The 24,054-nt window shown below is 62.1% G+C and carries 28 protein-coding genes; 17 read left to right on the forward strand and 11 right to left on the reverse strand.

All coding sequences use genetic code 11. The features are described from left to right. Positions 1 to 350 precede the first annotated feature (350 nt). From ACPWR9_RS20525 to ACPWR9_RS20545, 5 genes are all read left to right on the forward strand, one after another. Positions 351 to 611: an acyl-CoA-binding protein gene (locus ACPWR9_RS20525; protein ID WP_150684986.1), complete on the forward strand. Its 261-nt coding sequence runs from the start codon at positions 351 to 353 to the stop codon at positions 609 to 611. A 168-nt stretch (positions 612 to 779) separates the two neighbouring features. Beyond that, on the forward strand, positions 780 to 1,109 hold the full coding sequence (locus ACPWR9_RS20530; protein ID WP_426300111.1) for a hypothetical protein: 330 nt from the start codon (positions 780 to 782) through the stop codon (positions 1,107 to 1,109). A gap of 68 nt (positions 1,110 to 1,177) precedes the next feature. Then, positions 1,178 to 2,071 (forward strand): PilW family protein, encoded by an 894-nt coding sequence (locus ACPWR9_RS20535; RefSeq protein WP_426300113.1) that lies wholly within the window; start codon positions 1,178 to 1,180, stop codon positions 2,069 to 2,071. Next, complete coding sequence (locus tag ACPWR9_RS20540; protein ID WP_426300115.1) at positions 2,050 to 2,655, forward strand: pilus assembly PilX family protein; 606 nt, start codon at positions 2,050 to 2,052, stop codon at positions 2,653 to 2,655. Before ACPWR9_RS20535 ends, ACPWR9_RS20540 begins: the two co-directional genes overlap by 22 nt. 7 nt (positions 2,656 to 2,662) lie before the next feature. Further along, positions 2,663 to 3,166 (forward strand): GspH/FimT family protein, encoded by a 504-nt coding sequence (locus tag ACPWR9_RS20545; protein ID WP_426300632.1) that lies wholly within the window; start codon positions 2,663 to 2,665, stop codon positions 3,164 to 3,166. On the opposite strand, the gene ACPWR9_RS20550 is transcribed toward ACPWR9_RS20545, so the two are convergent. The 3 genes from ACPWR9_RS20550 to ACPWR9_RS20560 form a co-directional block, all read right to left on the reverse strand. After that, positions 3,159 to 3,680 carry a hypothetical protein gene (locus ACPWR9_RS20550; protein ID WP_426300117.1) on the reverse strand — a complete coding sequence of 174 codons (522 nt, stop codon included), beginning with the start codon at positions 3,678 to 3,680 and terminating at the stop codon, positions 3,159 to 3,161. The two genes, ACPWR9_RS20545 and ACPWR9_RS20550, sit on opposite strands and share 8 nt — an antisense overlap. 12 nt (positions 3,681 to 3,692) lie before the next feature. Further along, the gene (locus tag ACPWR9_RS20555; protein ID WP_426300119.1) at positions 3,693 to 4,076 is read right to left on the reverse strand and encodes a phage holin family protein; all 384 of its coding nucleotides are present in this window, start codon (positions 4,074 to 4,076) and stop codon (positions 3,693 to 3,695) included. Between the two features lie 138 nt (positions 4,077 to 4,214). Continuing rightward, positions 4,215 to 4,514 carry a DUF883 family protein gene (locus ACPWR9_RS20560; RefSeq protein ID WP_150681763.1) on the reverse strand — a complete coding sequence of 100 codons (300 nt, stop codon included), beginning with the start codon at positions 4,512 to 4,514 and terminating at the stop codon, positions 4,215 to 4,217. A gap of 226 nt (positions 4,515 to 4,740) precedes the next feature. On the opposite strand from ACPWR9_RS20560, the gene ACPWR9_RS20565 reads away from it, so the two are divergent. Then, positions 4,741 to 5,379, forward strand: a complete 639-nt coding sequence (locus ACPWR9_RS20565; RefSeq protein WP_150681639.1) for a peroxiredoxin — start codon at positions 4,741 to 4,743, stop codon at positions 5,377 to 5,379. 245 nt (positions 5,380 to 5,624) lie between these two features. Here the strand turns inward: ACPWR9_RS20565 and ACPWR9_RS20570 are convergent, their stop codons facing one another. Continuing rightward, positions 5,625 to 6,818 carry an acyl-CoA dehydrogenase gene (locus ACPWR9_RS20570; RefSeq protein ID WP_426300121.1) on the reverse strand — a complete coding sequence of 398 codons (1,194 nt, stop codon included), beginning with the start codon at positions 6,816 to 6,818 and terminating at the stop codon, positions 5,625 to 5,627. A 202-nt stretch (positions 6,819 to 7,020) separates the two neighbouring features. Here ACPWR9_RS20570 and ACPWR9_RS20575 point away from each other — a divergent pair, with 202 nt between their 5' ends. Continuing rightward, positions 7,021 to 7,869: an IclR family transcriptional regulator gene (locus ACPWR9_RS20575; protein WP_426300123.1), complete on the forward strand. Its 849-nt coding sequence runs from the start codon at positions 7,021 to 7,023 to the stop codon at positions 7,867 to 7,869. Positions 7,870 to 8,012: 143 nt separating this feature from the next. Here the strand turns inward: ACPWR9_RS20575 and kynA are convergent, their stop codons facing one another. The 5 genes from kynA to ACPWR9_RS20600 form a co-directional block, all read right to left on the reverse strand. Beyond that, positions 8,013 to 9,005, reverse strand: a complete 993-nt coding sequence (gene kynA, locus ACPWR9_RS20580; protein WP_426300125.1) for a tryptophan 2,3-dioxygenase — start codon at positions 9,003 to 9,005, stop codon at positions 8,013 to 8,015. Between the two features lie 15 nt (positions 9,006 to 9,020). Continuing rightward, positions 9,021 to 10,274, reverse strand: coding sequence for a kynureninase (gene kynU, locus ACPWR9_RS20585; protein ID WP_426300127.1), 1,254 nt, complete (start codon positions 10,272 to 10,274; stop codon positions 9,021 to 9,023). Between the two features lie 241 nt (positions 10,275 to 10,515). Then, positions 10,516 to 11,172 carry an arylformamidase gene (gene kynB / locus ACPWR9_RS20590; protein ID WP_426300129.1) on the reverse strand — a complete coding sequence of 219 codons (657 nt, stop codon included), beginning with the start codon at positions 11,170 to 11,172 and terminating at the stop codon, positions 10,516 to 10,518. Positions 11,173 to 11,432: 260 nt separating this feature from the next. Then, complete coding sequence (locus ACPWR9_RS20595; protein ID WP_426300131.1) at positions 11,433 to 11,882, reverse strand: MarR family winged helix-turn-helix transcriptional regulator; 450 nt, start codon at positions 11,880 to 11,882, stop codon at positions 11,433 to 11,435. A 9-nt stretch (positions 11,883 to 11,891) separates the two neighbouring features. After that, entirely contained in the window at positions 11,892 to 12,410 is a 519-nt protein-coding gene (locus tag ACPWR9_RS20600; protein WP_150681632.1) for a flavin reductase family protein, read from the reverse strand. A gap of 160 nt (positions 12,411 to 12,570) precedes the next feature. Here ACPWR9_RS20600 and ACPWR9_RS20605 point away from each other — a divergent pair, with 160 nt between their 5' ends. From ACPWR9_RS20605 to msrA, 10 genes are all read left to right on the forward strand, one after another. Then, positions 12,571 to 13,617 (forward strand): peptidase M29, encoded by a 1,047-nt coding sequence (locus ACPWR9_RS20605; RefSeq protein WP_426300133.1) that lies wholly within the window; start codon positions 12,571 to 12,573, stop codon positions 13,615 to 13,617. Continuing rightward, on the forward strand, positions 13,614 to 14,432 hold the full coding sequence (locus ACPWR9_RS20610) for an alpha/beta fold hydrolase (RefSeq protein ID WP_426300135.1): 819 nt from the start codon (positions 13,614 to 13,616) through the stop codon (positions 14,430 to 14,432). Before ACPWR9_RS20605 ends, ACPWR9_RS20610 begins: the two co-directional genes overlap by 4 nt. A 16-nt stretch (positions 14,433 to 14,448) precedes the next feature. Then, positions 14,449 to 15,693 (forward strand): acyl-CoA dehydrogenase family protein, encoded by a 1,245-nt coding sequence (locus ACPWR9_RS20615; RefSeq protein ID WP_426300137.1) that lies wholly within the window; start codon positions 14,449 to 14,451, stop codon positions 15,691 to 15,693. Between the two features lie 39 nt (positions 15,694 to 15,732). Further along, positions 15,733 to 17,283, forward strand: a complete 1,551-nt coding sequence (locus ACPWR9_RS20620) for a class I adenylate-forming enzyme family protein (RefSeq protein ID WP_426300139.1) — start codon at positions 15,733 to 15,735, stop codon at positions 17,281 to 17,283. Between the two features lie 244 nt (positions 17,284 to 17,527). Continuing rightward, on the forward strand, positions 17,528 to 18,274 hold the full coding sequence (locus tag ACPWR9_RS20625; RefSeq protein ID WP_150681627.1) for an IclR family transcriptional regulator: 747 nt from the start codon (positions 17,528 to 17,530) through the stop codon (positions 18,272 to 18,274). A gap of 37 nt (positions 18,275 to 18,311) precedes the next feature. Further along, entirely contained in the window at positions 18,312 to 19,049 is a 738-nt protein-coding gene (locus ACPWR9_RS20630; RefSeq protein ID WP_058377681.1) for a transporter substrate-binding domain-containing protein, read from the forward strand. 136 nt (positions 19,050 to 19,185) lie between these two features. After that, the gene (locus ACPWR9_RS20635) at positions 19,186 to 19,854 is read left to right on the forward strand and encodes an amino acid ABC transporter permease (RefSeq protein WP_150681626.1); all 669 of its coding nucleotides are present in this window, start codon (positions 19,186 to 19,188) and stop codon (positions 19,852 to 19,854) included. After that, positions 19,851 to 20,627 (forward strand): amino acid ABC transporter ATP-binding protein, encoded by a 777-nt coding sequence (locus ACPWR9_RS20640; RefSeq protein WP_426300141.1) that lies wholly within the window; start codon positions 19,851 to 19,853, stop codon positions 20,625 to 20,627. The genes ACPWR9_RS20635 and ACPWR9_RS20640 overlap by 4 nt, the downstream gene beginning before the upstream one ends. Before the next feature lie 19 nt (positions 20,628 to 20,646). Then, positions 20,647 to 21,594, forward strand: coding sequence for a formimidoylglutamase (hutG, locus tag ACPWR9_RS20645; protein WP_426300143.1), 948 nt, complete (start codon positions 20,647 to 20,649; stop codon positions 21,592 to 21,594). Between the two features lie 184 nt (positions 21,595 to 21,778). Then, positions 21,779 to 22,348, forward strand: coding sequence for a peptide-methionine (S)-S-oxide reductase MsrA (gene msrA / locus ACPWR9_RS20650; RefSeq protein ID WP_426300145.1), 570 nt, complete (start codon positions 21,779 to 21,781; stop codon positions 22,346 to 22,348). 78 nt (positions 22,349 to 22,426) lie between these two features. Here msrA and ACPWR9_RS20655 read toward each other — a convergent pair whose 3' ends face one another. Both ACPWR9_RS20655 and ACPWR9_RS20660 read right to left on the reverse strand, forming a co-directional pair. Next, positions 22,427 to 23,266 (reverse strand): hypothetical protein, encoded by an 840-nt coding sequence (locus ACPWR9_RS20655; RefSeq protein ID WP_426300147.1) that lies wholly within the window; start codon positions 23,264 to 23,266, stop codon positions 22,427 to 22,429. 59 nt (positions 23,267 to 23,325) lie between these two features. Then, positions 23,326 to 23,694, reverse strand: a complete 369-nt coding sequence (locus ACPWR9_RS20660) for a hypothetical protein (protein WP_426300149.1) — start codon at positions 23,692 to 23,694, stop codon at positions 23,326 to 23,328. Positions 23,695 to 24,054 lie beyond the last annotated feature (360 nt).

Here is a 24,054-nt window from a genome sequence, read left to right on the forward strand (position 1 = left end):
CTCGCGAGCTTGCAAGATTTGTAGTGTGAAACGCCCGGCAACTTGCCGGGCGTTTTTCATTGGCGCGTGCACGATGCGCTCGAAAAGTGCCCGATATCGAGGGGTTTTCGTGTCGCGCGGTGGTGGATGCCATTGCCGCGTGTTGCAACTTCGCGCGAGAAAATGCTCGTAGTTCCCGAGAGGTTTAGACGCAGGGTTCTACGCTGGCCTCTACCTTGCGCGAGGCTTCGTCGTTATCCTTGCCCCAGTTGTATTCGCAACACTCCGAGCGTCGACGCAAAGGCCAATTCGCTTTGCCGATCGCCGCGCGGTTCACTTATAAGCTGACCGTTTTTCCAGGGAGAGACACCATGAGCGATCTTCAAGCCCGTTTCGACGAGGCAGTGGCCCAGTCCAAGACGCTGCCCGAACGTCCCGACAATCTCACGCTGCTGCGCATTTACGCGCTGTACAAGCAAGGCACGGAAGGCGACGTGTCGGGCGCACGCCCGGGCGCGATGGATTTCGTCGGCCGCGCTAAGTACGACGCGTGGGAAATGCTCAAGGGCAAGTCGAAAGACGACGTGCAACAGGCGTACGTCGAGCTGATCGAGACGCTCAAGCAAGGCTGATCGAGTTTTCGATCGTGAAGAAACGGCGACCTAGGTCGCCGTTTTTTTTGCTGTGTTTAAGGAGTGCGGGCGCGTATCGGGCGGTGGGTTTTGCGGTGATGTCCGATTGGCGCGAAGCGTGCGCCAAGCGACGATGACCTCGTTATCTTTGAGACGAGGGATCGAAGCATGCAACAAGATCGCAGACATCAAAAACGGCGTTCCGACCGCAAGACGCAACGCGATAGCGCTCGCGGAAACGCTCGCAGGGTGGTCGCAACGACATTGTTAGAGGCATCGAGGAGTGCGTTGCGGCGATTGGCGCAGGCAACCAGGTCGCGACGTGCGGCCGGCGGCCGCGCGCGAATACGCGGTGCCGCGTTGCTGGAGATTGTGCTGACTGTGGCGGCGTTGGCGACGGGCGCGCAGGGTTTTGCGTACTGGCAGTCGTTCGACGGGGTGTCGCTCACGCGGCCGCTGATCGCCAACGATGTGCAATCCGACGGGCGGCTGACATGAGGCGACTTGTCGGCAGCGATGGACGGTGGCGCGGTGCTCGGCGTGCGCACGGATTCACTTTGCTTGAAATGACCCTTGCGATGCCGCTGGGCCTGTTGGTGGTGATGGCCGCTATCGCGATTTATCTCGCGGGTCTGCGGCTCTGGCGAGTGCAAGCGGCGCGCTTCGATGTGCAGGAGCGTGCCGTCTTTGCCCTGACGCAACTCACGCGGGCAGTCCACATGGCGGGGTATCGAAACTGGGACCCGATGGAGGGCGTGGCCAAGGCGCCGCCGCAGGGCAAGCGCGACTGGACGTCGCTGCGTGCCAGTGCCGAGTGTGCGAGCAACGTCGATAGATGCCCCAGCCGGGGCTGGCAGGGCAGCGCCTTGATCGAAGTGCAGTACCACGGTGCGGGTGTGGGCGAGGGTAACGGGGCGGTGCAGAACTGCGGCGGACGACGCGAGGGGGCGACCTACTACACGGAAGATCGCCATCGGAGTGTTTTCTACGTCGCGAAAGGGGAGGATGGGATTCCTTCATTGTTCTGCGCCTATAGCAAACCGGGGAAGGTAGCGCCGAAGGCGCAACCGGTGTTGCAGCAGGGGCAAGTGTTGGTGTCTGGCGTGGAGGCCATGTATGTGCGGCTGGGCGTTCGCACGGGCAGCGGCGACACGTTGCGCTGGATTGACCCGATCAAGAGTGGTCGCGGGAAGCTTCCGGTTATCCCAGCAGCGATACGAGATTGGGAAAACGTGGCGGCGGTGGCCTTCTCACTTGTACTGCGCGGCGCACCCCGAGCGGGCGGAAAGCAGAGTATGCCGCGTGTGGTCGAGGTGTTCGACGTGGCGTCGGGCGGCAGGACGTACAAGCGCCTGACCAATGCCGGTCAATTCCATCTCCATGTGATGACTGCCGTCGCCCATCGCCGTAACGACGGTGGCTTCGGTAAGGAGGCGACGTGGTTGGCGTCTTCATGGTGATGTGGCTGGCGGCGCTAATGACGTTGGCGGCATCTGGCTCGCACCATCGCCAGTTGGCGGTTCGCTTCGTGGCCTTTACGAACGATCGGGCGCGAGCGTTTTCGGCCGCAGAAAATGCACTCTCGGATGCGCAGCACTGGCTCACCGAGGGGGCACAGGCGGCAGACATCGCAACGGCGCATGAAGACATGGCAGGTCCGTACGGCGTATTGGCACCGGAGAATCGTGTCGATTGGCCGCTGACTCGCACGCGACGGTGGCAGACGATGCGCTGGGGCAGCCGCGACGCGCGACGTACGACTTCGCGTGGTCAGTACTTCATTGAGCGGATCGCCTATAGCGTGGAGGCATTTGACGGTTCGGCAGGCCCCGCGAAACGCGATCCTTCGACGCGTCTGTACCGTGTTAGTGCAGTGGGGTATGCGGATCTGCCGGGCACGAATGTGTACTTGCAGGCGATCTACGAGGTCAAGCCGCTGCCGGTGCCCGACGGCGCGCTCGGCAGTCGGACACCGGTATTGGTATCGCGACGATTAAATTGGCGTGAAGTGGTGATCTGGCACAGCGATGCGCAAGAAAACTGAGCGCCCAATGGGGGCGCGTGGCGTCACGATGCTGGAATGCCTTGTCGTGATGGCCGTGCTGGCGATGGCTGCGGTGGCGGCCGCGCCATCGATACAGGCGGTGCGCAACCGGGTGTCGGTCGAGATGACGGCGAGGGCACTTCTTGCTGCGATGAACACAGCGCGGGCTGAAGCCCTTGGGCGGCATCGTAGGGTGGCTATCGCGCCTTACGACGGTGCCAACTGGAATAGCGGGTGGGTCACGTTCGTGGACGACAATCTCAGCGACATCTATGACGCGGGAGAAATCCGCCTCGCTAGTTACGCGCCATTGCCCGCGGGAGTGAAGGTGAAAACGAACTGGGGGCTCTACGAGCGGCCGGTGATGGCATTCGCTGAAAATGGTTTCTTACGTACCAAGAAGCGCGGCTGGCTATCGGGCAACGTAGCCATCGAGGGACACGGCCGACGCATCTGCATCACGGTCAATGCGTATGGACGGCCGCGCGTGGAGAAGGTGTGTGCTAAATGAGCGGTGGCGGGCCGCCATCGGTGGTGCTCGATTTGTCGGCGCGTGCGTTGGCGCCTCTATCGGCAGTGCTGGCAGTAGGCGTTGTATCGCCCGGTGCCTTCGTCGATTGCTGCCACATCTTGAGGCCTTGATAGGCCAGGACACCGAGGCCGCCCCACTTGAGGCCACGGCGCACCACGCGGCCGACCGGCGTATGCGACAAGCCGGTGAGCGCGATCGATGCGACAGAACTGACGAGCGGATAGCGTTCGAGCAGTCCGCCGAGCTTGAGCCCCGAACCAGCGAGCCCGCCAAGGCCACCGAGGCCGGTGAGTTTCGATAGGCCGCCGGGTAGCAGATAACGCACCCAGCGGAAATTACGCAGGCGCTCGCGCGTGTTGTGCGTCACCTGAATCAACTCGGCGCGCTCGACGGCGATGCGCGTGAGCACCAATTCCTTGCGAATCGCCAGCAAGTCGTGACGCGAACGCCGCGAGGGACGTTGGCGACGGGTGCGATTAGGTTCTAGCGGCACGTGAGGTCTCCTTCAGTCCGGACGCAGCGCGTCGCGGTCCTTTTCGAACTCGGCCAGCGTCGCCTCGAACGGCATCGGGGCATCGCGCAGGATATTGCGGGCGCGAATGGCGCACCACGCTGCCAGCAGCAGATACACGATGAAAATGCCGCTCATCGCCTGGAGACGATACGTGTCCCAGAACACCACGATCACCAAAGCGGTAAGCGAGACGAGGGAGAGAACGCCGAAGAGCATTGCGGCAAGGCCGAGGAAGGCCACACCCATCAGGCGCTCTTTTTCCTCGGTGAGTTCGATGCCGATCAGTTCGATGCGCGACTGGACGATCTCGAGCAACGCGCCGGCGATGCGCCGCAGCGAAGGCCGCGGCGGGGTCGTGCGATCATTGTCGGTCATGGGCTGGACTCAGCGGGCCGCCTGAACCTTCGTGCCTAGGCGCGGGTCAGGCGGGCTCCGCTTCAGGCTGAGTGGGCGAAGCATCAGTGTGTGCAAATTGCGCCGGCAAACACCGGCGCCATGCCAACTGACAACAGCTTACTTGCGGTTGAGCAACAGGCCGACCACCACGCCGATACCGGCGGCGATGCCCACGGCTTGCCACGGATGATCGTGTACATAGTCGTCGGTCACGCGGGCGGCTTGCTTGCTCTTTTCGACCACGACGACTTGCACGTCGGAAGCCTTTTCCTTGGCTTGCTTGAGCAATGCCAGTGCCTTGTCGCTCAGCTCGGAGGCCCGTTCGCCGGTCGTGTTCGCGGCTTGCTTGAGCAGGTCTTCGGCGTCAGCCAATACGGTTTTGATATCCGTCATAAACTTCTCCTTGTTGGTTTGCATTTGCGACATGGTCGTCACCCCGTTGCCCTGGGAGGAAATGCGAGGGGGTAAGGTTGGATATGGGGCTTATCGTAACGCTTTCAACGTGTCGTTGCCAGAAAACAACAGCCGTTACATCGCTATATTTCCAATACTTATTTGCAACCAATTTTTTATTCGTTCTTGCAAAGCTTAGCATCCTTTAGTCTTTACCCCACTCAGTTGAAGGATCTCAAGGAGACCGTAAATGACTTTGCGTTTGGGTGACATCGCTCCCGACTTCGAGCAGGATTCGTCGGTTGGCACTATCAAGTTTCACGAATTCCTCGGCGATGGCTGGGGCGTGTTGTTCTCGCATCCGGCCGACTACACGCCGGTGTGCACGACTGAGCTGGGTCTGACCGCCAAACTGAAGGGCGAGTTCGAAAAGCGCAACGTCAAGGCGATCGCCTTGTCGGTGGACGACGCCGAATCGCACAAGGGCTGGATCAGCGACATCAACGAAACGCAAAACACCTCGGTCAATTTCCCGATTCTGGCCGACGGCGACCGCAAGGTTTCGCAGCTGTACGACATGATCCACCCGAACGCTAGCGAAACCGTGACGGTGCGCTCGCTGTTCGTGATCGATCCGAAGAAGAAGGTGCGCCTGATCATCACGTACCCGGCGAGCACGGGCCGTAACTTCGACGAAATTCTGCGCGTTATCGACTCGCTGCAACTGACCGACAACTACTCGGTCGCCACCCCGGGCAACTGGAAAGATGGCGAAGACGTGGTGATCGTGCCGTCGCTCAAGGACGAAGCCGTGCTCAAGGAAAAATTCCCGAAGGGCTACAAGGCCGTGCGTCCGTACCTGCGTCTGACGCCGCAGCCGAACAAGTAATCGGCCAGGCGGACCCGGTGACTTGGTTGCCGGAGGACACAAAAAAGCCAGCTCGCGAGAGCTGGCTTTTTGTTTGGGCGTTGGCTATTGCAGGCTTGTCGGGTACGCGCCGTTGCTCGGGGGATTGACGGCCCGCAACACGCGGCCTGAGAACGACGCGTACCCGACAAGTCGGGGCAAGCGCAAACCGAGATCGCAGCGATGATCGATGCTGCTCGGTTCGCGCTGTCGGTAGTGCTACCGGATCAGAAGAACGCCTGAATGCCGGTCTGCGCGCGCCCAAGAATCAAGGCGTGGATATCGTGCGTGCCTTCGTACGTGTTGACCACTTCGAGGTTCACGAGGTGGCGTGCGATACCGAACTCATCCGAAATGCCGTTGCCACCGAGCATGTCGCGAGCGAGGCGGGCCACGTCGAGTGCCTTGCCGCACGAATTGCGCTTCATGATCGACGTGATCTCGACGGCGGCAGTGCCTTCGTCCTTCATGCGGCCGAGGCGCAGGCAACCTTGCAGACCCAACGTGATTTCCGTCTGCATGTCGGCGAGCTTCTTCTGAATCAGCTGATTGGCGGCGAGCGGACGGCCGAACTGCTGACGATCGAGCACGTACTGACGCGCCGTGTGCCAGCAGTATTCGGCAGCACCGAGCGCACCCCAGGCGATGCCGTAACGCGCCGAGTTCAGGCACGTGAACGGACCCTTCAGGCCCGAAGCACCCGGCATCAGGTTTTCTTCCGGCACGAACACCTGGTCCAGCACGATTTCACCGGTAATCGACGCTCGCAGCCCCACCTTGCCGTGGATCGCGGGGGCCGACAGACCCTTCCAGCCCTTTTCCAGAATGAAGCCGCGAATCTTCTCTTCGCCGTTCTCGTCGGCGAGCTTGGCCCACACGACGAAGACGTCGGCGATCGGCGAGTTGGTGATCCACATCTTGCTGCCGCTCAGTTCGAAGCCGCCTGCAACCTTCTTGGCACGCGTAATCATGCCGGCGGGGTCGGAGCCATGGTTCGGTTCGGTCAGGCCGAAGCAGCCGATCCATTCGCCACTTGCCAGCTTCGGCAGATATTTCTGCTTCTGCGCTTCGCTGCCGAATTCATAGATCGGCACCATCACGAGCGACGACTGCACCGACATCATCGAGCGGTAACCCGAATCGACACGTTCCACTTCGCGCGCGATCAGGCCGTAGGCCACATAGCTCAGGCCAGGGCCGCCGTATTCCTCGGGGATGGTTGGGCCGAGCAGGCCGATCTCACCCATCTCGCGGAAGATCGCGGCGTCGGTGCGTTCGTGGCGGAATGCCTCGAGCACACGCGGCATGAGCTTGTCGTTCGAGTAAGCAGCGGCGGCATCGCGAATCATGCGCTCGTCGCTAGTGAGCTGTGCGTCGAGCAGCAGCGGATCTTCCCAATGAAACTGTGCGTTGCCTGCCATGACCTATCTCCTCCGATGTCCTCGTAAAACAGTCTTGCGACCTGTGTCGATTCTGCGGAATAGCGAAATCGACGTCTTGACGAAAGTTCCGCAATGCGGAACAATGTTCTGAAATCGAAGTTAGTTTAGCACTAAAGTTTTTTGTTCGGCAACGGCCAGTGCGTGCACTGGCCGTCCTTCATTTCTTGACGCGGGGTGCGCGATGGCTGTGGTCAAAACTTCTCTGTCTGCCTTTGCCGGTGCACCGGCGCACGGGGTGCCGCCCTCGCACGATGAGCGCAAGTTCGTGACGGCGCTCGCGCGGGGCCTCGAATTGCTGCGCGCCTTCGGTCCCGACGACGCCTTGCTCGGTAACCGTGACTTCGCCGCACGCACCGGTCTACCCAAGGCGACCGTGAGCCGTTTGGCGTACACGCTCACTGAGTTGGGCTATCTGCGCTACGACGTGGATCTCGGCAAATATGCGCTCGATGCCGGTGTACTGGCGCTGGGTTACGCGTTCTTGAACGGTACCGATATGCTCACGCTTGCCCGCCCGCACATGCGCGCACTGGCGAAGGAAATGGGATGTTCGATTTCGCTCGGCTGCCGTGAAGGGCTCGACATGATGTACCTCGAAACCATCCGCAGCGACGCCGCGCACCTCACGCTTGGACTCACGGCCGGGTCGCGTCTTTCCATGCTGACGAGTTCGATGGGGCGCGTCTACCTGGCGGTGATGACACCCACCGAGCGCGAGATGATGCTCGCCGATCTGCACGACGCTTACGACGCCAACCCGGCGGCCCTGCGCAATATCGGCTGGGATGCACTGGAGAAAAGCGTGGATCGGGGGCTAGAGACCTACAAACGCGAAGGCTGCTGTTATTCGTTTCGAGAATGGCACGAGGGCGTGAACGCCGTTGCGGTGCCGCTGCGTGACGTGCGTCAGAATCGTTGGCTGGCGATCAGTTGCAGCGGGCCGTCGTCGTCGATTCCCGACGCCGTGTTTCGGGATGAAATTGGCCCGCGGTTGAAGCAATTGGCGGCGCGACTGATCGGGCAGGCTTGACGGCGACCACGCACGAACGGATCTGTGCTGGAGCGGTCCCCGCCGTGCGGAAGTACAGCGGTACGATCCGGGCCGTAGAAAACACAATGCCGGTGGGCAAGCCACCGGCATCCGAACATCACGACATCACAACATCCACCCCATTACAGCAACGTGCGCACGTGCCAAAGCTCGGGGAACAGCACCACGTCTAGCATCTTGCGCAGGTAAGGGGCGCCGTTCGTGCCGCCCGTTCCCTGCTTGAAGCCGATGATGCGCTCGACGGTCGTCACGTGGCGGAAGCGCCATTGACGGAACGCATCTTCGAGATCGACCAGTTCCTCGGCCATCTCGTACAGCTCCCAGTGCTGCGACGGATTGCGATACACCTCGAGCCATGCCGCCTCGACGCTCTTGTCGTGCGGCGTGGGCAACGTCCAATCGCGATCGAGCCGCTCTGGTGCAATCGCAAACCCCCGACGCGCCAGCAGTCGCACCACCTCGTCGTAGAACGACGGGGCATGCAGTGCCGCTTCCACTTGCTTGAACAAGTCCGGACGATGCTCGTGAGGCTTGAGCATCGCTGCGTTCTTGTTGCCCAGCATGAACTCGAGAATGCGGTACTGATACGACTGGAAGCCCGATGAGCTCCCCAGCGACGGCCGCATGGACGAATACTCCGACGGCGTCATCGTCGCGAGCACACTCCACGCCTGCACCAGTTGCTCGAGAATGCGCGACACACGGGCGAGCATCTTGAATGCTGGCGGCAACGCGTCGTTATGCACGGCCGTACGCGCCGCCTGCAACTCATACAACGCCAGCTTCATCCACAGCTCGCTCGTCTGATGCTGGATGATGAACAGCATCTCGTTGTGATCGGTCGAGCGCGGGTGTTGCGCATTGAGAATCGGATCGAGCGACAAGTAGTCGCCGTAGCTCATGCTCTTCGAGAAATCGAGCTGAGCGTCATGCCACTGGGTGTCGCCTGCCGCTGCGGCAGCAGCAGCCGAAGTCGCAGCAGCACTACCCGCCGCCGGTGCGTCGGCGGATGCGCCATGCCCGAACGGACAACCGCCCTGCGGCGTATCAGGCGCTTTTGACGCCTGGCCCGGGAGATCATGCACGTTGCTTGCGGGGGAAGATGTCTTTGTCATGCCTACTGCTCCTGCTTAGGTCACCGTGCCACGGCGATGGAATTCGGGCTTGTCCCACGAACCGGTGGTGAGCACGTCGCGAAGAATCTCGACCGAATCCCACACGTCGGCAAAGCTCGTGTACAGCGGCGTCATACCGAAGCGCATGATGCGCGGCTCACGATAGTCGCCAATCACGCCACGGGCGATCAGCGCCTGAATCACCGCGAAACCTTCCGGATGCTCGAAGCTCACCTGCGAACCACGGTCGGCGTGATTGCGCGGCGTCACGAGGTTGAGCGGGAACTCGCTGCAACGCTCTTCCACCAGCTTGATAAACAGATCGGTCAGCGCGAGCGACTTGCGACGCAGGGCGTCCATCGACGTTTGCGCGAAGATGTCCAGCCCGCACTGCACGAGCGCCAGCGAAACGATCGGCTGCGTGCCGCACAAATAACGGCCGATGCCGTCGTCCGGCGTGTATTCCGGCGTCATGGCGAACGGCGTGCGGTGACCCCACCAGCCCGACAGCGGTTGCCAGAACGTGTCTTGATGACGCTTGTTCACCCACACGAATGCAGGCGAGCCCGGGCCGCCGTTCAAATACTTGTACGTGCAACCGACCGCGTAGTCGGCGTTCGCACCGTTCAGATCGACAGGCACTGCACCGGCCGAATGGCACAGATCCCACACGGCAAGCGCACCGGCAGCGTGAATTTCGGCAGTGCGCGCAGCCATGTCGTACATCGCGCCGGTGCGGTAGTTCACGTGCGTGAGCAACACGACGGCCACGTCATCGCCCAATGCCCCCACCAGTTCGTCCGGCGAGTCGATCAGACGCAGCGAGTAGCCGTCGTCGAGCAGGCGCGTGAGGCCTTGCACGATGTACAGATCGGTCGGGAAATTGCTGCGTTCGGAGACCACCACCTTGCGTTGCGGCGAACGCGTGCGTTGTGCGTCAAGTGCGGCGGCCATCACCTTGAACAGGTTGCTCGACGTGGTGTCGGTCACCACGACTTCGCCCTTGCCGGCGCCGACGATCGGCGCCATCGCATCGCCCAGCGTGCGCGGCAGCGCGAACCAGTTGGCATCGTTCCAGCTGCGAATCAGGCCATTGCCCCATTCGCCGGTGATCACTTCTTGTGCGCGCTTGGCGGCGGCGATGGGACGCGCCCCCAGCGAGTTGCCATCGAGATAAATCACGCCTTGCGGCAGGTCGAACTGTGCGCGCAGCGGGGCAAGCGGATCGGCCGCGTCGAGGGCCAAACAGTCATTGCGAGAAGACGTCATGGTGTCGGTTCTTGAGTAAAGACAATGCGTTAAAAATCAAAAAAGGTTGGTGAAGTGCAAGGTCATCGTCGCCACCACCGGCGCGTTTGCCGCGTATTCCCGCGATACGGCGATGCCTCTTGTGCGGCCCGCGTCAGTCCAAATCAGTCCGATGTGGCTGCGCGCGGCTCTGTGTGTTTGTTAACTTATCGAGTCTTAGTTGGCCGAAGGCGCTGTGTGCGAAAGACGTAAGACGACGCGTTCAAAGCGAGCGCAACACCGCACGCACTGGGCTTGCGTCAAGTCGCATGAACTTGAGCGGCAGCGCGATCAGCTCGTAGTCGGCGGGCGCAATCGCGTCGAGTACCAGCCCTTCGAGGATGGCCATGCGATGGGCGCGAATCCGGTGGTGCGCATCCATCGTCTTGCTTTCCTGCGGATCAAGCGACGGGGTATCGATGCCCACGAGCTTCACGCCATGCGATGCCAGCAAATCGATCGTCTCGGGGGCGACAGCGCAGAACGCGCTGTCCCAGTGCGAGGTCGGGGCGCGTTCATAAGTCCGCAGCAGGACGCGTGGCGGCACATCTTTCAACTGGGTGGCAACCATCTCCGGCGTTACCACGGGCGACGCGCCGAGGCAGTGAATCACGCGGCATGGCCCGAGATACGTTTCGAGCGCCACTTCGCCGATGCAAGCACCGTCCTCGTCGTAGTGACGCGGGGCATCGGCGTGGGCGCCGGTGTGTGGCGAGAGGGTGATCCGTCCGACGTTGACCGGGCACCCGGGACCGATCTGCCACACCGCCTCTTCCGAGAATGCGGTGTCGCCCGGCCAGACAGGTGTGTCGGTCGAGAGTGGGGCGCTGATGTCCCACACGCGACGCTCGTCGGTGGGGCGGTTGTGGGGTGCGGTCATGGCCTTGCTCAAATACAAGATTCGATACAGGGCATCTTAGAAGAATTCGCGTTGCAAGTGCTTGCGTATTCGCAGGGGGCGGTGGCCGGATTTGCGGCCGCACAAACATTTTTGCCAATTTGGCGGCATAAAATTCGACGATATGTGAATAAGGTCGAATTTCGTACGATTTGCGCTGAGATGTTTAGGACGTCGCTGTGCGCGATCTGGAATCGGCCCAGGGCGTTGGGAACGCGGGGCGAAACCTCAACGTGCCGGGCTCACTCGGCGTCGTTGCGCGCCATCTCGTCGATGAGACGACGCAGCGTGTCTTTGAGTTGCGCGGATTGTTCGCTGCCGAAGCGTGCAAGCACACCGGCTTCGTGGCGTCGCGCGCTCGCGAGCAGCGGCGTCACTAGCGCGCGTCCCGCATCGGTGAGCGTCACGAGCGACTGACGCCGGTCGGTCGCGCTTTCACCGCGCACCACGTCGCCTGCCGCTTCCAGCCGGTCGATGACCTTGGTCACCGTCGGTTGTTTGGCGAGCACGATGTCCGCCAACTGATTGATGGTGCGCGCCCGCCCGTCGGAGAGCGTGGCAAGTACGCGCCACTCCGACACGCCAAGGCCCGCGGCCGCGACTTCACGATGAAACTCGTCGGACACCAGCGTGCTCGCCCGCGCGAGCAGATACGCCAGATAGTCGTCGACGAACGGTGCCCCGGCGCTCATATGCCGCGCTTACCCGAGCGATTGCGGCTTGTGGAAGCCGCCAGCGTGAAACACGAGCGGCATACGATTGGCCACATCGGCGTGCACACCGCAGCGCTCCACTTCCCCGACGAAGATGACGTGGTCGCCCTCGTCGTAACGGCTGCGGTTATGACACTCGAACCACGCGAGCGCGCCATCGAGCACCGGCGTGCCCGACGCCGACAGCGTGTAAGGCACACCGGCAAAACGGTCGCCCTTCATCGTGGCAAAGCGCTGACAAATATCGAGTTGATCGGCGGCCAGCACATTCACTGCATAGTGCGAATTCTCGCGAAACACCGGCATGCTGCCCGCACGCGTGGCCAAGCTCCACAAGATGAGCGGCGGCGTGAGCGACACCGAATTGAACGAACTGGCGGTAATGCCGATGAGCGAGCCGTCGTCGGCGCGTGTAGTAATGACCGTCACGCCCGTGGCAAATTGCCCGAGCGCCTGGCGAAAAGCAGCACTGTCGAAATCTGGCGCCGTGGCGCGTTTGGCGTTCACTGTCCCTGCACTCCCGTCGGGCTAATTTGATCGGGTTGATTTGTATGAATATTCATATACTATGGCACGAACAACAGATCGACAAGACGCGTGACGGCCAACGACGTGCCGCGGGGCAAAGCCCCTGGCGGGCGGGAGGGTCAGACGCTCAGGAGACGATATGCTGATCGAGCGAATCGAGCATAAGTGGATCGACGTATTTGCCGAGACCTTGCGGCGCTGCGACATACAACCCGGTGATGTGGTGGCGATTGTAGCCGAAACGCAATCCCGGCCTGTCAATGTGGAATTAGCCGAACTCGCCGTGCAGGCACTCGGCGCGCGGCCTTTCCGGCTGGTCATACCGAGTCCGCGCGTGAGTGCGCCGGTGCCCGTGCGCTCCACTGGTGCGAGCGACGCGCTGGGGCAACTCGCCCCAGTCGTGGCGGCCCTCAAGGGGGCGACACTGGTCGTCGATTGCACCGTGGAAGGGCTCTTGCATGCCCCCGAACTGCCCGAGATTCTGGGCGGCGGCGCGCGCGTGTTGATGGTCTCCAACGAACACCCCGAAATTCTTGAACGTTGCGCGACCGACCCGGCGTTGGAGCCGAAAGTGCGTGCTGCGATCAAGCGCTTGCGCAGTGCAGCAGAAATGCACGTCACCTCGCACGCCGGTACCGATTTGCGAATCAGTTTGCGCGACGCCCGTGTGGGCGGCGTCTGGGGCTGGTGCGCAAAACCGGGACAAGTGGCGCATTGGCCGGGTGGCTTGGCGCTAGCGTTTCCGGCGGCACACAGCGTGAACGGCCAACTGGTGCTGGCACCGGGCGACATCAATCTCACGTTCAAACAATACCTGCGCGACCGAATCGCGCTCACGGTGGAAGACGATTACGTCGTCGAGATCGAAGGCGAGGGCGTCGATGTGGATCTGATGCGCGAGTACTTCGCAGCGTGGGGCGATCGCGATGCGTACGCGGTGTCACATGTCGGCTTCGGTCTGAACCAGCGGGCCCGCTGGGACGCGCTCGCTTGCTACGACAAGCGCGACTGCAACGGCACCGAGCAGCGCGCGTTCGCAGGCAACTTCCTCTATTCGACTGGGGCGAACGAAGTGGCCGGGCGGCATACGCTGGGGCACTTCGACTTGCCGCTGCGCCGCTGCACGATTGCGCTCGACGGCGACGTCGTCGTGCGCGACGGCCTGCTGCAAGGCGAATTCGCATGACATCCATTCCTACGCTGGTGCCTGCCTTCCGATCCGAAGGCGAGGGACCCCTAACGCTTGTGCTGCTGCACGGCATCGGCGGCAATCGCAACGTATGGCCGCAGCAGTTCGACACGTTCACTCGCGAAGGCCACCGCGTCGTTGCATGGGACATGCCCGGCTACGGCGAGAGCGCCATGCCCGCGGCGCCGACGATGGCGGCGCTGGCCGACAGCTTGCGCGCCTTGCTCGACGCATTAGCCGCATCCGGCGCCTCGCGCTTCGTGCTCGTTGGCCACAGCATGGGCGGCATGGTGGTGCAGGAACTGATGGCACGCGGTGAACCGTTCACGCGCGCTGTCGCAGCGCTGGTGTTGTGCGGCACGTCGCCTGCGTTCGGCAAACCGGATGGCGACTTTCAACGCGAATTCGTACGTCAGCGCACCGCGCCGCTCGACGCAGGTAAGACGTTGCGCGAGATGGCCGAAGCCATCGTGCCCGGCATGCTCGGCGAACCGGACGATGCGACGCGGGCGAAAGCTCACGCCATCGCCGTCGACGCGATGGGGGCTCTAACCCCCGACGCCTATCGCGCAGCGTTGCAGGCCCTTGTCGGCTTCGAGCAACGCGCAGCGCTTGCACGGCTCGCGGTGCCGGTGCTGCTCATCGCCGGTGAACACGACACGAATGCCCCGCCGAAGGTCATGGCGCGCATGGCGGAAGCCATCCCTAGCGCTGCGCGTTATGTCTGCCTGCCCGGCGCGGGCCATCTGATGAATCTGACGCATGCGACGTCGTTCGACGCCGAAGTGCGCGCTTTCCTCGCAACACTTTAGGATCCAGGAGACTACCGTGGCCTATCAGCCCCCTTCGATCGTCGGCGAACACTATCCGCTCACCGACAAGCAACGTCGTCTGTTGGCGCTGGCCGAACAGGTCGGCCGCGAGTCGCTTGCCCCGCGTGCCGCACGCTGGGATCGCGAAGCCACGTTCCCGTTCGAGAACTACGACGACATGCGCGCCGCCGGGCTGCTCAAGCTCTGCATTCCCGAGGCGCATGGCGGTTTGGGCGCGGACTTCGCGACCTACATGATGGTGTCGGCGGAACTGGGGCGGCACTGCGGCGCCACGGCGCTCACGTTCAACATGCATACGTGTTCGATGATGTGGACGGGCATTCTTGCCGACGATCTCGACATGACCGACGAGCAGCGCGCTGAACACGCCCGCTATCGTGAACATCATTTCGCACGCGTGACGCAAGACGGCGCGGTGTATGCGCAGCCGTTCTCCGAAGGCAGCGCGGCCGCGGCAGGCAAAGCCCCGTTCGGCACGACGGCCACGAAGGTCGATGGCGGCTGGATGATCAATGGCCGGAAAATCTTCGCCTCGCTTTCGGGCGCGGCCAATTACTACGGCGTGCTTTGCACCGAAGACAAACCCGAGCTGTCGATGAAGGACACGATGTACATCGCCGTGCCCGGCGACGCGCCGGGTGTGACAGTCACCGGTGATTGGGATCCGTTGGGCATGCGCGGCACCGTCTCGCGTACGCTGCTGTTCAAAGACGTGTTCGTGCCGGACGAACTGCAATTGATGCCGCGCGGCGTCTACTATCAGGCAGCGAGCCGCTGGCCACATATGTTCATGACGCTCGCGCCCACGTATATGGGGATCGCGCAGGCGGCGTACGACTTCACGGTGAAGTATCTGCGCGGCGAAGCCGAAGGCATGGGCGCGCCGGTCAAGCGCCGTATGTATCCGACCAAGCAGATCGCCGTGGCGCAGATGCACATCATGCTCGAACAAACGCGGGCGCTGTTCCTGCGCGCCTTGCAGGACGGCCGAGCCGATCCGGGCAAGGAAGCGCGTCTGCGGGCATACGCCGCGCAGTACACGATCATGGAGAACGCCAACGAGATGTGCCGTCTGGCGATTCGCACTTGCGGCGGCCAGTCGATGCTCAAGACGCTGCCGCTTGAGCGGATGTATCGCGACTCGCGTTGCGGCGCACTGATGCTGCCGTGGACGGCTGAGCTGTGTCTCGATCGTATCGGCCGCGAGGCGTTGTACGAACCGGGCGAACGCGACGAGTGAGCCGCGCCCGCTGAAACCCCTCTTGTCGCGGAGGACAAGTTGACGCCTTTCGTAGAAGCCCTCGCCCGTCACGCACGTGCCACGCCCAAGCGGCTGGCGCTGCGTTGCGGCGTCGGCCAGCAAGCTGAAGAGACTGACTACGCCGCGTTGTGGCGACGTATCGAACGTGTGGGCGGCCATCTGCGCGAGACATGGCGCATCGCACCGGGCGACCGTATCGCGTGTCTCGGCCTGAACGACGAGTTGCAGATTGCGTTGCTGTTCGCGTGTGCACGCGCCGGGGCCATTTTCCTGCCCTTGAACTTCCGACTGGCCGTACCGGAGCTTGCCGCCATCGTGCGTCACGCGGGTGTGCGCGTTCTTTGGTTCGACGCGGCGCACCGCGACGCCGCACGCGAGATTCGCGACGCGCTTGAACAAGACGCCATCACCGATCTCCCACCACCGGCCATCGCGCCCATCGAAGGGCTGATTGCCGTGCCGTCGATCAAGCCGGTCGAGTACCCCGACGTCCAACCCGATGCGCCCGTGTTGCTCGCCTACACATCGGGCACGACAGGCGAACCGAAGGGCGCGTTGCATACGCAGTCCGGATTGCTCGCCAATGCCGAGGCTAGCTGGTGGGCGCACGACATGCGTGCCGAGGATCACGTGCTCTCGACGCTGCCGATGTTCCACGTCGGTGGCCTGTGCATTCAGACGTTGCCTGCGTTGCTATGTGGAGCGAGCGTCACCTTGCATCCGCGTTTCGACCCGGCAGCCTGGCTGGCTGATGTTGCCTCGCGTCGCCCGACACTCTCGCTGATGGTTCCGGCCACCATGCGTGCGGTGCAATTGCACCCGTCATGGGCGGGCACCGATCTGTCGTCGCTGCGCGGCGTGATGGCGGGTTCGTCCGTGGTGCCGCTATCGGCCATCGAGGCGTTTCACTCGCGCGGCATTCCGCTGGGTCAGGTGTACGGCGCGACCGAAACGGGACCGGTGTCGATTGCGCTCCGCTTTGGTGAGGCGAGAGAACACCCCGGTACGGTAGGCCGCGCCTGCCCCGCAGTCGACGTGCGTTTGGCGGATGCTTCGGGCATCGACGTCGCGCCCGGCGAGGTGGGTGAAATCCTCGTACGCGCGCCGAACGTCATGCGCGAGTACTGGCGTGCGCCGCAGCATGTGGCATTCGTCGACGGCTGGTTCCGCTCCGGCGATCTTGCGCGGCAGCGCGACGACGGCTATTTCGAGGTGGTCGGCCGCAGCAAGGACATGATCATCTCGGGTGGCGAGAACATCTATCCGGCAGAAATCGAGAATGCGCTAGTGGATTGCCCGGGCGTGCTCGAAGCGTCGGTGGTCGGGGTGGCCGATGAGCGTTGGGGCGAGGTGCCGGTCGCCGCGATCGTCGCGGTGCCGTCGGCGGAAGTGACAGCGCAGGCCGTGCTCGATTTTCTCGGCACCCGCATCGCGCGCTTCAAATTGCCACGTCGTGTGGTGATCGTCGATGCCTTGCCGAAAAGCGCACTTGGGAAAGTGCAAAAACCGATTCTCACCGCATGGCTATCGAAACAGGCGGCACTGCCAATCGCAACTGACAGTCGATAATCCGAAGACTCCTTCGAATCGTCTAATAAAACGCCGAACCCCTTGTGTATCAAGGGGTTCGGCGTTTTTGTGTTCACGTGTTGCGCACTGCATAAGGGAAAGTCCCTATGCGTAATTGCCCATTTTGTTATCATCCGCTGGGAATTCAATTTTTTACTTTGGGAATCTCATCGCAAGATACGCCCATGTCGTCATCGGCGTTCAACCACGCCGATTCTTTTGCTTTTTTCTGGTTTTTAGGACGATGGACACCACCGAAGCTCATTCGGTCTCGGAACGCGTTTTACAGGTCCTCGTGACCGTAGCGCGTCACGGACGACCGATCGCGGCACGCGAGATCGCCGCGCAGACGAGCCTGCCGCTCTCCACGGTTTACCGCCACCTCGTACCCCTGAAGAAGTGGGGCTTGGTGCAGGAACACGCCCATGAGGCGTTGTATGAACCGGGTCCGGTCGGCGTGCAACTGGCGTGGGGTTTCGACCACAACTCGCATCTTGTCACGCAGGCGCGTGAAGAAATCGATGCCCTCGTACAACGCACCGGCGAGACCGTCGGGTTGCTCGTTGCCGCCAACGGACAGGTGGTCTGCCTCGACATGCACGAAAGCGAGCAGTCGCTGCGTTGCTCGTTCGCCAAAGGCCGCGCCCATCCGCTGGTGCACGGTGCATCGGCCAAGGCCCTGTTGTCCTTCCTGCCGCAAGCCACCCGCGAAAGCCTGATCGGTCGCCAATTGGCGGGTCAGCCGGTCGCGCAAGAGCGTCTGATCGCGCAGGTCGAAGAGATTCGTAAGCAGCGCTATGCGGTGTCCGAGAGTGAAGTGGATTTCGGCGTCTGGGGCGTGTCGGCTCCGGTGTTTGCCGCGAAAGAGCGTCTGGAGGGCACCATCACGCTGATGGCGCCGGCCGTGCGCGTGGCCCAGCGCCACGAAGAGCTGATCCGCCTGACCGTGGCGGCAGCCGAGCGTATTTCGAACCGATTGCAATACTTTTAACCGGTTACCCGACCGAGACTACACGAAGGAGTACCAGATGAAATTGCGTCACATTCTGTTCACGATGGCGCTGGCCGTCACGTGTTCGAGCAAGGTTTTCGCGGCTGACGACGTGCTGCGCGTCGCCACCGATGCCACCTTCCCGCCGTTCGAATATGTGGAAAACGGTAAGCGCACCGGCTTCGACGTGGAAATGATCGAGGCGCTCGGCAAGGCGATGGGCAAGAAGGTCGAATGGACCGACATCGACTTCAAGGGCCTGATTCCGGCACTCCAGTCGAAGCGTGTCGACGTCGCCGCCTCGGCCATCTACATCACCGACGAGCGTCTGAAGGTGGTGAACTTCACGCACCCGTACTACACCGGCGGTCTGGCCATCATGGTCAAGGCGGATAACAACACCATCAAGGAACCGGCCGATCTGAACGGCAAGAAGGTGTCGGTGCAGGTCGGTACGAAGTCGGTGCAGTTCCTGACGGAAAACTACCCGAAGGTGCAGCGCGTGGAAGTCGAGAAGAACCAGGAAATGTTCAACCTGGTGGAAATCGGTCGTGCTGACGCCGCCGTGACCGGCAAGCCGGCGGCACTGCTGTACGCCAAGGCACGTCCGGGCGTGAAGGTGCTCGACAAGACGCTGACGATCGAACGTTACGGCTTCGCCGTGCGCAAGAGCGATACCGAACTGACCAACGAAATGAACCAGGCGTTGGAAAAGATTCGCGCCGACGGCACTTACGCCGCGCTGGTGACGAAGTACTTCGGTACGTCGAAGTAAGTACGTCGAAAGCAGCACCTAGAAGCAAAAGTACGCAAGCCGCAGTGACCTGAGACCGGGGGAGACGTTGCCCGGTCGCAGGTCGGCAGCGGCCAGAAAGTCGCAATAAAGCAGTAGAGCAACTGACGGAGTACGCATGGAACTCGATTTTTCGCCGGTGTGGGCAAACTGGCAAGACCTCGCGCACGGCGCGCTCGTTACCGTCGAGGTAACGATTTGCGCATTGGCACTGGGCTGCGTGTTGGGTCTGCTAGTCGGCATGGGCCGCCTGAACCCGGCACACCGCATCCGCTACGGCATCTGCACGATCTACGTCACGTTCATTCGTGGCACGCCGCTGCTGGTGCAGCTCTTTATCCTGTTCTTCGGTCTGCCGCAGTTCAACATTCTGCTGCCGGCGTTCCTGTGCGGTGTGCTGGGCCTTGGCATCTATAGCGGTGCCTACGTCTCGGAAATCGTGCGTGGCGCCATTCAGTCGATCGAGCGTGGCCAGATGGAAGCCGCCCGCTCGCTCGGTATGCCCTACGGCATGGCGATGCGCTCGGTGATTCTGCCGCAAGCCATCGTGCGCATGATTCCGCCGCTGGGTAACGAATTCATCGCGTTGATCAAGAACTCTGCACTCGTGTCGCTGCTCACCATTCACGACGTGATGCACGAAGGCCAGAAGATCATCAGCGTGTCGTACCGCTCGCTGGAAGTGTATCTGGCGATTGCGTTTGTTTATCTGATTCTGACCGGCACCACCACGCTGTTGTTGCAGCGCGCCGAGAAGTCCCTGCGTGCCGGAGGTGCCGTGCAATGAGCCAAGTGAAAAAAGAAATCGGCGCGCCGATCCTCAAGATCGAAGGACTGGGCAAGGCTTACGGCAGCCATCAGGTGCTCAAGGGCATCGACTTCGAAGTCGATGCGCGTCAGGTGGTCGTGGTCATCGGGCCGAGCGGCTCGGGTAAGAGCACGTTCCTGCGCTGCTGCAACGGTTTGGAAACGGCCGAGCAGGGCACCATCGAGATCGTGGGCAAGAAGCTCGTCGATCACGGCAAGATGATGGGCGAGAACGCACTCAACGCACTGCGCACGGAAGTGGGCATGGTGTTCCAGTCGTTCAATCTGTTCCCGCATCTGACGGTGCTCGAGAACGTGACGCTCGCACCGAAGAAGCTGCGCGGCATGAAGGGCGCAGACGCCGAAAAGCTCGCTCGCGAACTGCTCGCGAAAGTGGGGCTGGCGGCCAAGGCCGACGTGTTCCCGGGCACGCTCTCGGGTGGCCAGAAGCAGCGCGTCGCGATTGCTCGCGCACTGGCGATGCAGCCGCAAGTCATGCTCTTCGACGAGCCGACGTCGGCGCTCGACCCTGAACTCGTGGGCGAAGTGCTGCAAGTGATGAAGGCGCTCGCCAACGACGGTATGACGATGTTGGTGGTGACGCACGAAATGGGTTTCGCGCGCGAAGTGGCCGATGTGGTGGTCGTGATGGATCAAGGCCGCATCATCGAAGCGGGCGCGCCCGATCAGATTTTCACCGCACCGCGTGAAGCGCGTACGCGTGAGTTTCTGCAAGCAGTGATCGCACGGTAAGGGCAAGGCAGGTACACGTATGACAATCGATCGAACGGTCTGGCAAGGCCGCGTAGATACCGGCGAAGCCGGACACACCCTGCGTCTGCATCAGGTGCTGCGCGACTACGACGCGGCAGCGGTAGCCGGCGGCGCTGTCGTGCTGGGTTTTTGCAGTGACGAAGGCGTGCGCCGTAATCATGGACGCCCGGGGGCAGTTGCCGGTCCGGACATGTTGCGTCGCGCATTGGCGAGCCTGCCCGTCCAGGGCACGCCGGCCGTGTTCGACGGCGGCAATATCGTCTGCGCCGACGATCGCCTAGAAGCGGCGCAAGCCGCGTTGGGCCACCGTGTCGCGGAAGTACTCGCGGGGGGCGCTCGCCCGGTGGTGCTCGGCGGCGGTCACGAGATCGCGTACGGCACCTTCCTTGGCGTGGCGGAGCATTTCGGCGATCGCTTGCGCGACGAGCCGATCCTGATCCTCAATTTCGATGCGCACTTCGACTTGCGTGCGCAACCGACGGCCAGCTCGGGCACCCCGTTCTGGCAGATCTCGCAGTTGCTCGCCGGACGTCAGGCACCGTTCCATTACGCCTGTCTGGGCGTGAGCCGTTACAGCAACACCGAGGCGTTGTTCGAACGTGCGAAGGAATTGGGCGTCGATTTCTGGATGGACGACGCGATGCTTGCGCACCGTCTGCCGGAGATGTGCGAACAGCTCGAGAAGAAGCTTGAGCGCGTGAGTCACGTGTACCTGACCATCGATATGGATGTGTTGCCGGGCGAGAAAGCGCCGGGCGTGTCGGCACCGGCAGCGCATGGCGTGGCGTTCGAAGTCGTCGAAGCGCTGATTGGCGTGGTGCGCCGCTCGGGCAAGCTACGCGTGGCGGATATCGCCGAGTACAACCCGACGTACGACCGCGACGGCCTGACGGCACGCGTGGGGGCACGTCTGTTGCATCCGTTGATTACGCAATTGCAGAACTGACGGCGCACAGGGTTATTTGCGCCAATCGCGGAAATTCTGCGCGACAATAGGGCGGGCGATCAGAAGTGATCGCCCGCCCTATTTGTTTGGTACGTGTTTTGGTGCGCCGCCGCAAAATTGCCAAGATTTCGCAGCGCGCCCGCCGTCCGAAGTCCGACGTCCGAAGTCGATAAGCGAGGTCACGATGACAGAGCAGACGAATTCCCCGAACGATGCCCACACCGAAACTGCCACGCTGGCTGGCGGTTGTTTTTGGTGTCTTGAGGCTTGTTACCAGCAGCTCGACGGCGTGAAACGCGTCGTCTCAGGCTACGAGGGCGGCCATGTCGATAACCCGAGTTACGAGCAAGTTTGCGAGGGCGAGACCGGCCACGCCGAAGTGGTGCGCCTGACTTACGATCCGGACATCGTCAGCTTCGAGGAACTGCTGATCGTGTTCTTCTCGATTCACGATCCGACCACGGTCAACCGGCAGGGGAACGACATCGGCACGCAATATCGTTCGGCGATCTTTTATCACGACGACAAGCAAAAGCAGGTCGCCGAACATCTGATTGCCGAACTGATGGCAGAGATGACGTACCCGGCACCGATCGTCACGCAAGTGGTACCCGAGCAAACGTTCTTTCCGGCTGAGGCGTATCACCAGAACTACTTCGTGCAGCATCCCGACCAAGGGTATTGCGCGTACGTGGTTGCCCCGAAACTCAAGAAATTCCGCGAGAAGTTTTCGCGTCGCTTGAAGGCTGCTTGATGCTCACGTGACGGCCGCTTGAGCGAAAGCGTGTACAACGACGGACTCGTCTAACGAGTCCGTTTTTTATTTCGACCGTTAAAGAATGGCACAGCCCCTACCGGCCCTCGTTACCGGTTGTGCCTCGGCAACGAGCCTGGGCTCGGCATCGCGGCGTTGCTGACAACGCGTCAGATGATCGGTGAAGTCGGCGAGATGCATCATCGCAGGGGAGATTTCGGGGGTACCGAGCTCGCGCGTGCCGTGTCCCGGGAGGCCTGCGACACCATAGTGAAAGTCCAGGATGGCCGCATGGGTGCTTGCGACGTCGCGGCGATACACATTGCCGTTATCGAGGAACATTAGTTCGCTCTCACCGAAATACAGGACTTCGGCCTCACTAGGCGTGCCGCTCGGCACCGAACCAATGCCGCTCGCCAGCGCATGAGCCCCCACATCGTAATGCAGTGCGGCGAGCGTCCCCGGGGCGTAAGCGGGGTTATCTTGCAACAGCGACGGCAGTCCGAGTTCTCCGACGACACGCGCCACCGTCGTGTCGTTGCCTTGCGGATGGAGCGCCAGAATCTCGGCCAGCGTCTCACGTAGCTTCGCGTTGCTCGAAAAGCAGGCGTTTGGGCAACCCTCGCGAGGCGTCAGCAAATCCATCACGGCATTTCGAACGAAACGCGCCACGGGCACTGGTGTGCACTCGACGGTGCCGTGCCGGAAGTGTTCCACGGCGAGCGCGGACAGCGTTGGCTCGCCCATGGCGGGTCCGTCGTTGTGGCGTTCGATATTGAATATGGACTGTAGATCGTCGGCCACTCGTGGCGCGTCAGCGGTGGGCAGCGGGTGGGCAAGGAGGTAGGCGGGGAGCGCCGGGGCGGGCGCGGGCGCCGGCAAGCAGGGTGATGCGCTAACGAGTGCAACATTCGGCATGAAAATTCGATCTCCTGAGCGTTTGAGATAAAGGCGGGGGTGAGCGAATGCGTCACCGCTCACCCCAAGACGTTCACCGGCATTCCTTCGGCTTCGGCGAAGAGGATCAGGCAATGCTCGCCGACATCGAGCGCATGGCCGTAGGCGGCGTCGAAGCTCTCGAAGACGAACGCTTCTCTCGGGTCGGGCACTTGCTGCGTCACGATTTCGAAGCGGTGGTGATCGAATCGGATATCGAGATACGTATCGCTCTCGTGAAACCAGACGACATAGCCGCCGAACGGCAGGGCCGCGGGCGGCTCCGGCACGGTGGCTGTGGGGCCGGCGCTCGCACCGCACGCTTGCTGCGCCTGAGGTGCTTGTCCAGCCTGAGGCGTGCGCGCTTTCAGCCAGCGTTGATAGTCTTCACGAAAGGGCCGATCCGTCATGGGCATATCTCCTTGGGAATTCCTTGGGAATGACGATGGCGCCTGCAAGGCGCCGGGCGATGGTGGGGCATGTGACAAGCGGCGGTTGTCGCGAATGGGCGCGCCTTTGCCGAATTTGCTTCGCGGGCGGGGTGTCATGCCCTGACCATCGGGATGGATCGATGATGCCCGGATGGGCCAGTCGGCGGTACAAGGGACTTCCGAAAACCCTCTAGGACAATACCGCGTTCAATAAATCCGCCAATCTCCAGCGGGTTTCGGCCGAAAACCCGCGCCAGCATTAAACGTTCATATCTTCATTATTTTTCGCATAGAATGGCGCTTCCCCCTCCATGAAGTCTTCAGGTAGTTAGCCGTGCG

The organism is Pandoraea pneumonica, assembly GCF_049918595.1.
Classification (GTDB): Bacteria; Pseudomonadota; Gammaproteobacteria; order Burkholderiales; family Burkholderiaceae; genus Pandoraea; species Pandoraea pneumonica_A.